The sequence below is a fragment of the Virgibacillus flavescens genome (assembly GCF_050574275.1).
In the GTDB taxonomy this organism is placed as follows: Bacteria; Bacillota; Bacilli; order Bacillales; family Amphibacillaceae; genus Virgibacillus_F; species Virgibacillus_F flavescens.
On sequence record NZ_CP192260.1, the window covers coordinates 171646 to 183720 of the forward strand.

Annotated in this window: 16 protein-coding genes and 1 pseudogene; 8 read left to right on the forward strand and 9 right to left on the reverse strand. The window is 32.6% G+C overall.

Annotation, left to right across the window (positions count from 1 at the left end):
* Window positions 1-252: 252 nt before the first annotated feature.
* The gene (locus VBD025_RS00790; protein ID WP_430788369.1) at window positions 253-864 is read right to left on the reverse strand and encodes a hypothetical protein; all 612 of its coding nucleotides are present in this window, start codon (window positions 862-864) and stop codon (window positions 253-255) included.
* A gap of 806 nt (window positions 865-1670) precedes the next feature.
* Here VBD025_RS00790 and VBD025_RS00795 point away from each other — a divergent pair.
* Window positions 1671-1802: pseudogene (locus tag VBD025_RS00795) on the forward strand (helix-turn-helix domain-containing protein); the annotation flags it as partial.
* A gap of 176 nt (window positions 1803-1978) precedes the next feature.
* On the opposite strand, the gene VBD025_RS00800 reads toward VBD025_RS00795, so the two are convergent.
* The 3 genes from VBD025_RS00800 to VBD025_RS00810 all read right to left on the reverse strand — a co-directional run bounded on the left by VBD025_RS00800 (window position 1979) and on the right by VBD025_RS00810 (window position 4345).
* Window positions 1979-2380 carry a hypothetical protein gene (locus VBD025_RS00800; RefSeq protein WP_430788371.1) on the reverse strand — a complete coding sequence of 134 codons (402 nt, stop codon included), beginning with the start codon at window positions 2378-2380 and terminating at the stop codon, window positions 1979-1981.
* A 22-nt stretch (window positions 2381-2402) separates the two neighbouring features.
* On the reverse strand, window positions 2403-3209 hold the full coding sequence (locus tag VBD025_RS00805) for a hypothetical protein (RefSeq protein ID WP_430788373.1): 807 nt from the start codon (window positions 3207-3209) through the stop codon (window positions 2403-2405).
* 752 nt (window positions 3210-3961) lie between these two features.
* A complete protein-coding gene (locus VBD025_RS00810) occupies window positions 3962-4345 on the reverse strand; it encodes a hypothetical protein (RefSeq protein WP_430788374.1) in 384 nt (127 codons plus the stop codon).
* A gap of 423 nt (window positions 4346-4768) precedes the next feature.
* Here VBD025_RS00810 and VBD025_RS00815 point away from each other — a divergent pair, with 423 nt between their 5' ends.
* The 5 genes from VBD025_RS00815 to VBD025_RS00835 all read left to right on the forward strand — a co-directional run bounded on the left by VBD025_RS00815 (window position 4769) and on the right by VBD025_RS00835 (window position 8163).
* Window positions 4769-5281 carry a hypothetical protein gene (locus VBD025_RS00815; RefSeq protein ID WP_430788379.1) on the forward strand — a complete coding sequence of 171 codons (513 nt, stop codon included), beginning with the start codon at window positions 4769-4771 and terminating at the stop codon, window positions 5279-5281.
* A gap of 27 nt (window positions 5282-5308) precedes the next feature.
* Window positions 5309-6010, forward strand: a complete 702-nt coding sequence (locus tag VBD025_RS00820) for a hypothetical protein (RefSeq protein WP_430788381.1) — start codon at window positions 5309-5311, stop codon at window positions 6008-6010.
* A gap of 160 nt (window positions 6011-6170) precedes the next feature.
* Window positions 6171-7229 (forward strand): hypothetical protein, encoded by a 1059-nt coding sequence (locus VBD025_RS00825; protein ID WP_430788383.1) that lies wholly within the window; start codon window positions 6171-6173, stop codon window positions 7227-7229.
* 98 nt (window positions 7230-7327) lie between these two features.
* Window positions 7328-7636 carry a hypothetical protein gene (locus VBD025_RS00830; protein ID WP_430788385.1) on the forward strand — a complete coding sequence of 103 codons (309 nt, stop codon included), beginning with the start codon at window positions 7328-7330 and terminating at the stop codon, window positions 7634-7636.
* 53 nt (window positions 7637-7689) lie between these two features.
* Window positions 7690-8163 carry a hypothetical protein gene (locus tag VBD025_RS00835; RefSeq protein WP_430788387.1) on the forward strand — a complete coding sequence of 158 codons (474 nt, stop codon included), beginning with the start codon at window positions 7690-7692 and terminating at the stop codon, window positions 8161-8163.
* Between the two features lie 122 nt (window positions 8164-8285).
* On the opposite strand, the gene VBD025_RS00840 is transcribed toward VBD025_RS00835, so the two are convergent.
* Complete coding sequence (locus tag VBD025_RS00840) at window positions 8286-8456, reverse strand: hypothetical protein (protein ID WP_430788389.1); 171 nt, start codon at window positions 8454-8456, stop codon at window positions 8286-8288.
* Window positions 8457-8541: 85 nt separating this feature from the next.
* Between VBD025_RS00840 and VBD025_RS00845 the strand changes: the two genes are divergently transcribed.
* On the forward strand, window positions 8542-8724 hold the full coding sequence (locus tag VBD025_RS00845; RefSeq protein WP_430788391.1) for a hypothetical protein: 183 nt from the start codon (window positions 8542-8544) through the stop codon (window positions 8722-8724).
* A 1125-nt stretch (window positions 8725-9849) separates the two neighbouring features.
* Here the strand turns inward: VBD025_RS00845 and VBD025_RS00850 are convergent.
* The 3 genes from VBD025_RS00850 to VBD025_RS00860 form a co-directional block, all read right to left on the reverse strand.
* A complete protein-coding gene (locus VBD025_RS00850; protein WP_430788393.1) occupies window positions 9850-9981 on the reverse strand; it encodes a hypothetical protein in 132 nt (43 codons plus the stop codon).
* A 4-nt stretch (window positions 9982-9985) separates the two neighbouring features.
* Complete coding sequence (locus tag VBD025_RS00855) at window positions 9986-10243, reverse strand: HNH endonuclease signature motif containing protein (RefSeq protein ID WP_430791214.1); 258 nt, start codon at window positions 10241-10243, stop codon at window positions 9986-9988.
* Window positions 10244-10363: 120 nt separating this feature from the next.
* On the reverse strand, window positions 10364-10909 hold the full coding sequence (locus tag VBD025_RS00860) for a hypothetical protein (RefSeq protein WP_430788395.1): 546 nt from the start codon (window positions 10907-10909) through the stop codon (window positions 10364-10366).
* A gap of 108 nt (window positions 10910-11017) precedes the next feature.
* On the opposite strand from VBD025_RS00860, the gene VBD025_RS00865 reads away from it, so the two are divergent.
* The gene (locus VBD025_RS00865; protein ID WP_430788397.1) at window positions 11018-11179 is read left to right on the forward strand and encodes a hypothetical protein; all 162 of its coding nucleotides are present in this window, start codon (window positions 11018-11020) and stop codon (window positions 11177-11179) included.
* A 153-nt stretch (window positions 11180-11332) separates the two neighbouring features.
* Here VBD025_RS00865 and VBD025_RS00870 read toward each other — a convergent pair whose 3' ends face one another.
* Window positions 11333-12016: a hypothetical protein gene (locus tag VBD025_RS00870; protein ID WP_430788398.1), complete on the reverse strand. Its 684-nt coding sequence runs from the start codon at window positions 12014-12016 to the stop codon at window positions 11333-11335.
* Window positions 12017-12075: the final 59 nt, after the last annotated feature.

Here is a 12075-nt window from a genome sequence, read left to right on the forward strand (position 1 = left end):
ATGTCACGGATGGTACATTTCATTGGCTGTAATCAAAGATTTTCTTCTAACCATCCATAGATGACACCAAGTAATGACATCTATTGAGCACCGTAAATATCACGTTTGTGTTTAATTAAATTATAATACTAAGAAAAACATCAAAAAAAGGTGCTATGTACCTCTCATGAACAGCACTTGCCCATTTATGGTACATGACACCCTTTTTCTTTTTGTTTAATTTAAGTATGTATTTATAAGTATAAAATTCTACTATACATCTAAGATTTCATTCAATAAATAAAAACAAGGAGCTTCACTATCTAGGAGATTAACAAACTCTGTCGGTTCCCACTCTTTTCTTTCAACCATTCCTGACTTAATACCTACTTTAAAAGTAGCATGATTAGAAAAGAAAATATCAAGATGGTGTAGTGGATGTGAAATAGGATTCATCCGAAATGAATTATCATAATCATATCTTAAATAGCCAGGTTCAAATAAGAATAATTTTCTAACCACATGCCAAACCATGTTATCAGTATCTAATTCCAAGCCTAGATCATTTATAGCAGAGAGAATTTGCTCATAAAATACTAGAGCTTCGTTGGACGTATCAATATTGTCATCAAACCAATTCTCATTTGCTAAGTTTGTTAATAAACTAATTAATTGACCATCAATTTCGGTCTCGTTATGATTCCTAATAAGCCATTTTGTAAGCTTATCACGATCCTTCTGTTCTTCTATTATATAAGGAAATGTGAATGAAAACTTTTTGTAGATGTGATCATTTTTTTGCAAAGTGAAAATAATTCTACTCATCTTTCCTATTAAAATTTCACAATAGCCCAAATCATTTGCCTCAGGCTCTCCTTCAAACAAATGTCTGATATATCGTAACACGGGTGTGAAATGGCTATGATTGTAAAGATCGACTTTGGAAAAGAGTTCTAATAATTTCAGACAATAAGTGGTTTGAGTATTGCGGACAAAATGAGCCAACTGTGCGGAGTTTTGAGCCACCGTTTGCGGCTAATAGAGCCAGTAAGTGCGGAAGAGAGAGCCACCGTTTGCTTTTAAAGGATAAATAATAACGAGCCATTGGAATAGCACATTCCAACGGCTCGTTATTGACGGACTTCTTCAAAATACAACTCCAGAATCTTACCCGATTACAGCCACAAGAATGTACCATGTCTGCCAAGTTTTTTACTAGCTGTTGCCACAAAATTTTCCACTGCAACCAACACATTTTACCAACAAATATTCAGTAAAGTTTTTGAAGTGAAAAAGCCTATTCATCCTTATTTATACCGAAGAATAAGCTTATGGTGTTCCACAATAGCTCGTCTGTGGAATATCATTTTCTATTGAATAGTATTCTTGTACTATGCAGCAAGAAATACTGTTTTAAATAAAGTTCATCTTCAACTAAAATACTCCTTTAATTGAAGAAGGGCAATATCCAAATATCAATTGCTGATATTCAGTTATTTCCCCTTTATCAAAAAGGTACAATTATTAAAATAATCATGTTAATTCAAAGGAATTTGGTATGTTTTTCTCGCTACTTTAACTTTTTCAAGCAATCCTAGAGAAATAAGTTTTGGTACTACAGCAAAAAAGAAAACTTTTGATAACCTTCATACCAACCTGGTTTTGAATACCTATGGCACAATTATCATCATAAAGTAAAGAAATACCACAAAAAAAATTAGGGAATATATTACAACTTAAGACTCTATGTAGATGGAGAAATGACCGTAAATCAAAATTGTGAAATAACAAGCGTTTCAAGACCTGCATTGTATAGAAAATTAAAGAGGTGGAGATGGCAGCGGAAAACCATTAAAAATTTAGACAAAGAAAAGAAACGTTGCCAGTTCCTATCCTAATGAGAGAATGGATCAACAAGATTGCTTGAGGTGAAGTGAAGAAAAGAACCCATCGACAATTCGACGGGTTCTCTTATAGGAACGATTGAGCCTGAACCAGCTTACTTGAAATACCAAATGGCAGCGGCCACAACGGATAGGGTCGGCAGGTAAAAAATCAATAATGTGTTCGAACAAATGGCCTCCGCCAGAGTACCAGCCTTTGTTTTATACGGGTCAGTATTCAAAGAAAAATCAATCACATCGTTATCGAGGGTGGTCACACACTCGTACAATTTGACATATAACCGTCCCTGGTGGATAAAATAGCCGTCCAATACCCAAAAGAATAGGGATGGGATCAATGCAAGGAACATAAACTTCGAATCCATTTGTTCAATGTTCGCAAAAGCTAATAAACCTACCACTAGCGTCACGGTCCATCCTTTCAATAGGAAAGAATTTGATGCCATGCGGGATATTACATTCTGAATCATTTCAAGATGCCTCATTTTTTCTTCCATTTACATTCACCTCCTGTGATGGTTATCCCTGTAATACAGTCTGGAATTCTATCAATTTCTTAGACCTGTAAAGGAGATCAAGTGGGTGGGGTTGCGCTCCGACAACGTGTTCATCCTTGAATAGATGACGCCATACTTTAAGATCCTCCGTAGAGAGCGATGTCAGATGATCGAGGTCTACGTTATAAACGATGTCCAGCTTCTTTTGCGCTGCTTCAAACTTCCAAGACTTCTCGATAACCTCATGTCGCACTGGCGTCTTCTTTCGTAACACTAGGGATGACGCAATTTCACTGTATATCCACGGTGATTTCGTTTTTTTCTCGACGGCATCACGGGTCGTGATGGAGTTTGGAGTATTGACGAAGATGAGGCACTCGGTTTTATCCATCATTTTGGTTAAAGCAGATGACAGCATCATATGCACATGGCTGGTGGAATAATTCCTGAGATTGTAGTTGTACGTAGCCCCTGTGTCTGTTTTATTTTTGCAGAATTCGTCATCGATCTTTTTCAGGAGATCATCTGCATACCCCCACACACAGGAGTCGATAAACGCTTTCAATCCGAATTCCTCTTTCAACATGGCCGCAAATGCCATGGTAATTTTTTTGTCCCCATGGGAGTGAGAAAGAAAGATGTCCGCATCTACATCAGGAAACCAATCATTCTGCAGAGCCGACCCATCGAGGCTCCCGTCATCCAATACGAAACGATCCAGTTTCCGTTGGATGTAATTCTTCTGTTTGTTAAAATCAGCTTCCCCCGACCCTTTATAGCTCGAAAGAAAAGTATTATCCAACCCCTTCAAGTTAAATCCGGCAAACATAGTGAATCCTCCTTTTGTAACCCATTAAGGCCTGTATCTAAAACGTACCCTTTTATTGCCCACGGTGTCAATATCAATAATTCATATATAGTTTATTTTGATTTTTCTTTCATTTCATGTTTTTTCCGATATTCCACAGATAACTTACTGCGCAGTAATTGTCTACTACGTAATGTAAGAGTTAAATCTAACAAGGTTGCGAAAGACTGATCTTATTGAAGAGTTACCAAAAAATATAGTTATATATTTTTTATCACCAAAGATTGCAGTGGTAAATACTATGTCAGAGGTAGTACATTTCAATGGCTGTAATCATCTTACTTCAATTAATCACAAAAAAACCTGTTGTATAATAATGTCATGCTCGCATGCATGCAACTTTTATTATACCAGAGGTCGTCTTATTTTTATTGTTGGCTCTCCAGTCCGCAAACGGCGGCTCTATTCATCCGCAATAATCATATCCATAAATCAACCATGAATTAAGAACCTAGTTTTGGGACAAGTAAATGGGACACTACAAAATCAATAGAATTAATAAACAGAAAACATATAATTATTTCCTTTCAGTAGTAGATTAATTAGAGAACTTAACTATAGATATTAATAGCCACTCCATGCGACTTACACTCTTTCAAACAAAATCTGTGTTATTGCTGTACCGTTTTCCAATAATAATTTTAAACAGTGTCATACATGAATAATAGTATAGAAAGTTTGTTGTAGAATGCAGTACACTTAACCTTATTAGATTATCCAAATGTCCATTTCGCCACTTTTGTTGTCATTACTCCACTTTTTGTTGTAGCAAAAGTTATTTCTTCAATTTCTATATCTCTTTCAAATTGCCATTCATAAAAACCATCACTCTCTTCTCCTTGATAAATGTATCCTTTTCGATTAAAGTGGTGACCAAACCCTAGTCGATTTACCTCGTTTTCATATTTTGAATCTTTTAACTTAAACTGTAATTGTCCAGGATTCTCAAATGGATCCTCTCCTTTATTTCGTACGTATAAATATACTCTAAATGCCCCATCTAAATATTTCACCTCTTTTATTCGAACATCAATTTGATTGTCTGAAAAAAGTTCGCCTGCTTTTAAAGTAGGTATCTGTCTTACCTCTTTATCCATATTTTTCTCCTCCTTGTTAATTTCATTTCAACTCTTCCTAGCTTTTAATTAAACTATTACCCTAACTTTCTTATATTTGATGATGGTTATCTATCCGTTAATTGTATTCGCTCTTACCCTTAATTAACGGTAACTTCTACACCTTTCAACAAAAACATTATTCAACTTCTAACACGGTTATAGGCTATTCTCCCCCCCCTTGAGTAATACCAAGTCTAATAAATTACATTAATATCTATTTTATTCTAATTCGACAATATACAAGATATCCCTTCAAAATAATTAGAAAAATTAAATTAATATCAATTCTAACCCTTATAATAATTATTTTTTAAATATTATAAAATTTATACTTGATAACAAAAGTGAAATAAATTATACTAAATATATGTACTTGGGTTAGTTTTAAGGAGGTGAAAATATATGTCTTATAACTCAACACTACTCACTTGTAGAACGTGGTGCGAACTTTATGATGAAACAACGCAAGAATGTGGTATTTATAAAAATGTAGACGTAGATGACCCTATAATAGTACATACTTGTCATGACTTTATTGAATCTACTAGTTTAGATGAACCTAATAATGAGGATGACGACACAGAATCTTATTTGGGTAACAACATAAGCAACAAAAAAATTAATTACCCAGTACAGCCTGATTGCGAATCAAAAAGAGATGATGCACTTTGGTATGTATCTCCAAATACTAAATTTGGTTGTTGGATTGTAAACAAATACAGAAAAAGATTCTTTATCATTAAACAGACTCCTAAGAAAGATATTGAGTTTGACATCCCTTATCGTTCACCAGTTCCATTGCACGATCATCAAGCAAAAGCCTTAAGCTCCAACATGTGTTGGTTTATTGATGAAAATGGATGGGGTCGGTACACATTATTGATAGACGGAGAAATTAGAAAGCTATTTCAATAACTAATTATTAAGGACGGTGTACTTGGCGTGAAAAAAGATTTAACACAACTTTTGAGCAAACATCAATCACATATCACAACTGTTCGCTATTGGAATGAATACGCTAAGCGAAATAGTTTACCAAGTGCTGCAACATTAATTAGAGCGTTTGGGAGTTGGGGTGAGGTAAAAAAACAATTTGGAGAAATGAATTATTCATTGGTGCATAGCGAAAATGATTTAATGAAAGTTGCAGAGGAGAATGTTGATTATTTTACGACAATAAAATATTGGAATAGTTACTCTCAGGCTCATTCGCTCCCATCCTCTACTAAATATATAAATCAATTTGGTTCATGGTCTTTATCAAAAGATAGAATTGGTATAAAAGCCAATTATCGTAGGTCAAAATATTCTCACCAACAACTGAAGGATATTATTATTTCAAACAAAGAATTCTTATATTCAAAAATAGCCTGGGATGAACATGCAAAAGAATATAACTTACCTACTTATCTCACGTTAAAAAAGTATATAAGCTGGAAAGAAATAAAAGAATTAGCAGGACAACCTTTTCGCTATAACTATACAAAAGAAGAATTAATACAAATTGCAAGAAAAAACAGAGAACATTTTAGCAGTATGAATAAATGGGATGAATATGCCCGTGAACATACCCTGCCCCTCTCTACTACCTATTCGAAACATTTTGGATCATGGCGTAAAGCAAAGGGGAAATGCCTTTGTTAAACTTTTCGTAACGAGGTGATATTAGTGAGAATTTATTATATATCGGAAAAGCAATGGAAACTTCTTGATAACATTGCTGCAGGTTTATCTATTCTAGTGACTATAGCAGCTATTATTGTAGCACTCATGCGCTTTATCTAAATAAAAGGAAGTGGTAACTTTGAATACTTTGTTACATTTTGCGGATTCAGCTCTACAATACTCAAGAGGTAAACAAACTGGTCTATGGGGCTTAATGGGTATTGCTATAGCAATACTTTCAGTTGCCACGTGGGATGATTTCATTCAACCAACATTTGAGTTTTTAGGGATAGTATCTTTATTTGATAACTTAGGACTTGTAGTTAAAGATGCTCCTGGTTTAACTACATTTAAAATATTGATAGCCATCCTTGCATTTTATTTCGCAATTATAGTTATTGGGCTTGTCATAGCAGGAATTTATATTACTTTGTTTACAATTTCTGAAAATCCTTTTGGGAAATTTATGCTAAAAGCTTCATTGTACCTTATCTTCTCCCCTTTTGTTTTGTTGTATAAGTTATGCCAATTAATAGGATGGTGCATAGATGCAAGTGAGCGGCGAAAAGATCCGGTTGCATATGAAGAAAGAAAGCGTATAGAAAAAAATTATGAGGTTATTGAATACATGAAGAATGAAGGAAATGTTATATCCTATGAAGAAGCTTTTAACCGTTTAAACCGTCTACCTAGTAAAGGTGACCATTTCTTCCTAGTTGGAATTACACATGAAAGAGATATTTATATGTTGTTACCGAGAGTATTAGATACAATTGGTTTTGACAAAGGGGAAGTTTTTTGCGAAAAAGTTAAAATAAACCTTAAGAAGCAATATATAAATAAAGAAATCATAAAAGAAATTGAGCCGAAAATTATAGTTGATAATATATATAATGATTCATACAAAATTCCTAGAATAGATTTTACCAATTTTGTTCATCTCATAGATCCTTCACCTATAAAAGAATTGAATTCAGCTTTTAGTGGTTATGGTAACTCCAGCTTGTATTTAGATTACGTTCAATATATTCAAAATCAGTTTTTCAACAGAAAAGATAAATTGCTAGAAGAATTAGTTAATGAGCAAACGAATGAACAGTATAATAATACATTAAAAGAGATACAACCTTATCATGCTTCTAATGAAGATATCGTTAGAATGATATGGGAAGCAAATAATAAAGAATTAATTGACTAGCATTGAGGTAATTAAAGGAACTTAAGTTAAATTAGATTTACTATATAAAAATACAGATAAGCGCTTTATGTTGTGCTTTTAACGAGAGGAGTATTTTCATGAAATTAAACGAGGCATTTTCGTTAGACTATGAATTACAAAACCAAATAGGAAAGCTTATTAAGGAAACAAATTATTTTGTTGATGAATATGATGCTTTAACTAAAATTTTTGATGCAGGACTTCAAAGTTACTTAAACAGAGATTCCGATAAATTTATTACTTTTTTATCTCAAGAAGATATAAACAATAGAAGAAACAGAAGGGTACAATCCTACAGAGAAGAGCTTCAAATAAAATTAGCAGAAATTAGAGGTGATACTAGACCTAAGCTCCCCAATAAGATAAAGCGTAACCCCAAGTTCTAAATGTATTATCAAGCATCTCAATTGTATAAATGTGAGGTAAAGGAGGGATTTAAATGCTCATAATGAATGATAAACAGAAAGCGGAATTTAACGATTTACAACAAAAAATATTAGGAGCTGTTTCACGTTCAGAAGTTAAATTTTATAGTGATGAGATACATCTTTTATTGAAGGAATTAGAATCAGATAACCAAAGTCGTTTCACTCCAGAACAAGACTCACAGTATGAAGATTATATGGAAAAAATGTTAGCTGCACATGATTCCAACGAAACTAGGTACTATGAAAACAAAATAATGCACCTAATTGATGAGGCTGATCGAACTAGAAAGGGGCATATCACGTCTATAGAAGAATTATTAAAGAAAGTACAGAAATTCACGAAAGAGATTGAATGTGAATTAACATCTTTGCAATCTATTCATACAGGTGACGAAAAAGGTTTAAAACATCTTGAACAATACCTCAAAACACTTCAAGAATTGAATAATACATTTTGCGGAAAAGCTGCTCAAAGAAAAACTTAAATACAAAGACAAAGAAAATAAGGATTATTTAAAGAAGACTCAGCAAGACAGTGAATCATTGCATAAGAAACTATCGAAAATACCAAAGCTAAATGGAAACTATAAATAATTCATGTTGTAAGTTATAACTCCCGATGAATTTTTGGTAAGGCTTCAAGCTTTTTAAGAAGCTCCCTGCTTTCTTTAGTAACCTCTCTTAAATAATTATCACTTGTTTTTTTGGAGAGTGATATTGACCTTGAGCCTTCAGTAATTCTAACGATATCTGGATGATTGAACTTTTTCATACGCATTATTTGCACCCCCAATTACATTATAGATATAGAATATTCGTATACTTATTATAACAAACATCCATACGAACTAGGAGGATTTAATATGGCCTATTCCAATAAAAAATTATCTAAACGAGATAAGGAAAATGTAGTAATTCCTTTCCCTACTAAAAGAAAAGCTCGAAAAATAGAGGTGACCTCTTCAAAAGAGCTGCTGGAACAAGTTGATAAATTCCAAAAGAAGATGGAAGAAGAATTCGAAAAGAAAAATTCAAAAAACAAATAAGTAAACAAAGTGATCAAAAAAAAATGTTAAACCACTTTTAATCATCCACATTAATCAATATAACCAGAAGCTTTTAGCAACTTAATAATCTCTGATTGGGAATTTTCATTCCAACCCCTTTTCGCAATATCTAAACAGCAGGCATCTACAATCGCGCCATTTTCTAATAGAAGTTTAGTAATATCGTAAAAACCAAATAACAAGCAATGAAGATGGGTGTTCGGTTTAGGTGATCCTTTTTATTTACATTAGCACCTTGATTAACAAGCTTTTGGGTGAAATAAAATTATTCATATGGGTAGCCCAATATAATAAACTTTGCCCATTAATCTCTTCGTTGATATCATGGTTCATCAAATATTCATTAAAGCCAACTTTGTCATTGGTATACAATAATTTAATATAATCCATTGTTTCAGCACCTTTACCAAAAATTATACTCTTTTTTATTTTACATCAAAGTTAAAAAAATAGATTGTCAGATACTACAAAAACCAAAAAAATGGCGTTAATATTATTTCTGAAATTGTAAGCAACCTTTTCTGCCAGGAACTATAACTACTTCTAACTATATAGGACGATTTTTTATGTAAAAATACTGTTGTCATTTCAAACGACAACAATTTTTTGCATAAGCGATATTTCGAATAAAGTTTATCGGTTGAAACTTTATTTGACAAACCCAAGAACATTGTATAATCCTTCGGGATAACAAATACATCAACCAAGCCTCCACAAGTTGCGCAAACAAATCACAAAGTAATACAAATGATAAGTTAATATATAGCTGATTACCGTAATAACTCTTCCGTCGCAAGGTTACACGTAAACGGTAATAAAAGTAATACGTATTAAAAAATAATATTCCTATGTATTTTTAAACTGACTACATAAATTTTGTTAAAAACATATAGTTCAAACTGTATTACTCTTGTTACTTTAATTACTATTAGCCTTTAATCATTTATTACTCCTAGCTTTATAAAGGTAATATAAATACATCTAATTTGCATTCTTCTTGTGATTTTTGATACCTTTCGCCACTCATCCCTTCCTCGTTTCACGGGTCCACAAAAATCAGCAAAAGTTTTTGAGGGGGGGGATTTATTTAAGAATTTCCGTAATTCATTTCTTTCTAATAAGCTTTCTTGTGTCAACTAAACCTTTACGAAATGATTCACATTCCTCTTTCACTCTCCAAAAACGGTCATCCAAATGCTTTAGTCTTTTCTCTGCCAATCTATTAATATGATCCATTAGATCACCACCTCTCATCATCAAATACTTTCTTCTTATTCTTTCGAATGTATTTCTCCAAGCGCTTGTGCTCTTTGTTATGACACTTAATACATACACTCTCGGTATTCTCAAGTACAAGTGCTAACTCTGGAAACTCTTTCACTTCTTTGATGTGATGGACATTCTGCGCTGGTCCAACCTTGCCTTGGCGTTTGCATTCCTGGCATTCATAGTTATCTCTTTCAAGTGCTTGGATTATGATACCATCTTTCCCATAAATTGATAGAACTTAACCAGGTTATCTTCTCGGATTAGTTCTTTTATTCTCTGGAGATCCATAGGTTCAACTCCATTAAAAAAGACACCTCGTTTTGAGATGTCTTTGGTTAGTACATTTTATTTAATGTACATAAATGAAATCAAAATAAATATCTTTATCATTCTTATTACTCTTGAGATTTAAATCAATAAATATATTGGCTTCATCACTATTTTTATCTAACTTAACTGAAGCAAACTCATAGTTATCTATAGGAAAGTCTTTTTTAAACTGTTCAGCTTTTTTAATCCCATCATTTATAGCTTCTTGTTCCTTTTTCTTCCCATAAGGAACAGTTTCATAAAAGTGCTTTGTGATAGTAAAGCTTTTAATCTCCTCCTCGTTCAATCTTTTTAATTTTATTGTGCTTTTGTCATGGAGTCGATAGTTATCACATATAACAGGCTTTAAAAATAAACGAAATGCGGCGTATTCCATAATTTCATTTTCATCGTCCTCAAATAAACTGATATATGATTTTGGTTTTTCTAGTATGGCATTCTCAAGATTTTGGAACTCTCTTCTAGAAAATTGATTTGGATACTCTCCTTTTGGAGTAATTATTAGCAGTACATGCCTTTTTCCCTTACCTTCAAGTTTATTTATATAATTAGTTATTTCACTCATTTTATTCACCTCCTACTTCACCATTTCGACAAATAATACAATTATCCTGTAAAAATAACAGGATTTTACATATTCACATCGAATATAGTAGAAAAGGAGGTGAATGTTTTGATGCAGTCCGATATTAACAAACTTAAAAACTTTTTAGCTGGTTGTCTTGGTTTAGCTGTGGCATTATTAGTTATTTACTCAGTAGCTTATATAGACCAAGATACAAGTACTAAAATACTAAGTATCTTATTAAACGAAGAAGCATTGTCTAATTTCTAATAAAAAGGCACTCACTAGGTAAGTGGGCGCCTTTTTATATTTTCTATTCTTTGCTTATATTCTGCCATTTGTCTGCCAAGAATAATAAGTTCTAATTTCTTATATAAAAATGACAGCAAGGCGAGACGTCTTAAACTCTTTCTAATTTATTTATTACTTTCGTAAATCATAAATCTGAGATTTTATTTCCTGCTCTAATTTTTTAGAAGACAGTAGTCTCCTAACTAATGTAATTACAGCAACTACTAATGTAAATGAACTAAATGTCACCATTGTTAATTGGAACATTTTATTCGGTTCAATGTCTATATTAGCACTGGGTTCCTTACTTAATATGATTGACACAGCCATAGATAGCATCAGTATTCCTACCGTTGATACCATAGTGACAACAAATCCGGATCTAATATTGTACGATTTCTCTTTTTCTATTTCTGTTTCTATTCCGAGTTTCTCATCTTTCATCATTTCCAGCAAAATATCTGAACTTTTAATTTTTTTATCAATTGAAATGAAATTTGTGTTAAAAATTATTCTAATAAGATCCTCTAATATTTCATTTAATGAAAGTAAATCAGACTCTTCCACATTATATTTCCTTGAAATTGACATCCGCAATGTATTAATGAGATTTACTTGAGGATGATGACCTTCTGAAACTGAGTTAATTAAATAATTTTTCACCTCATCGTTCGCAAAATTCACATTTTTATAATAATCTTTTTTACTTAATTTCGTATTAATAAACTTAGTTACAGGAAATAGAATCAAACCACTTATTACCCCTACCGTAATTCCGACAGTCCACTGATTTGATAACAATTCTTCTATTACCACCACCCCCTACTTAACAAGTTTCAATTACACATATCTTATATACTGAGTAATTCAATAGA

What these genes read in the sequence shown, in the direction of transcription:
- VBD025_RS00800 (WP_430788371.1), bottom strand. Translation starts at nt 2,380, where the DNA reads ATGGAAGAAAAAATGAGGCATCTTGAAATGATTCAGAATGTAATATCC.
- VBD025_RS00805 (WP_430788373.1), bottom strand. Translation starts at nt 3,209, where the DNA reads ATGTTTGCCGGATTTAACTTGAAGGGGTTGGATAATACTTTTCTTTCG.
- VBD025_RS00810 (WP_430788374.1), bottom strand. Translation starts at nt 4,345, where the DNA reads ATGGATAAAGAGGTAAGACAGATACCTACTTTAAAAGCAGGCGAACTT.
- VBD025_RS00815 (WP_430788379.1), top strand. Translation starts at nt 4,769, where the DNA reads ATGTCTTATAACTCAACACTACTCACTTGTAGAACGTGGTGCGAACTT.
- VBD025_RS00830 (WP_430788385.1), top strand. Translation starts at nt 7,328, where the DNA reads ATGAAATTAAACGAGGCATTTTCGTTAGACTATGAATTACAAAACCAA.
- VBD025_RS00835 (WP_430788387.1), top strand. Translation starts at nt 7,690, where the DNA reads ATGCTCATAATGAATGATAAACAGAAAGCGGAATTTAACGATTTACAA.
- VBD025_RS00840 (WP_430788389.1), bottom strand. Translation starts at nt 8,456, where the DNA reads ATGCGTATGAAAAAGTTCAATCATCCAGATATCGTTAGAATTACTGAA.
- VBD025_RS00845 (WP_430788391.1), top strand. Translation starts at nt 8,542, where the DNA reads ATGGCCTATTCCAATAAAAAATTATCTAAACGAGATAAGGAAAATGTA.
- VBD025_RS00850 (WP_430788393.1), bottom strand. Translation starts at nt 9,981, where the DNA reads ATGGATCATATTAATAGATTGGCAGAGAAAAGACTAAAGCATTTGGAT.
- VBD025_RS00860 (WP_430788395.1), bottom strand. Translation starts at nt 10,909, where the DNA reads ATGAGTGAAATAACTAATTATATAAATAAACTTGAAGGTAAGGGAAAA.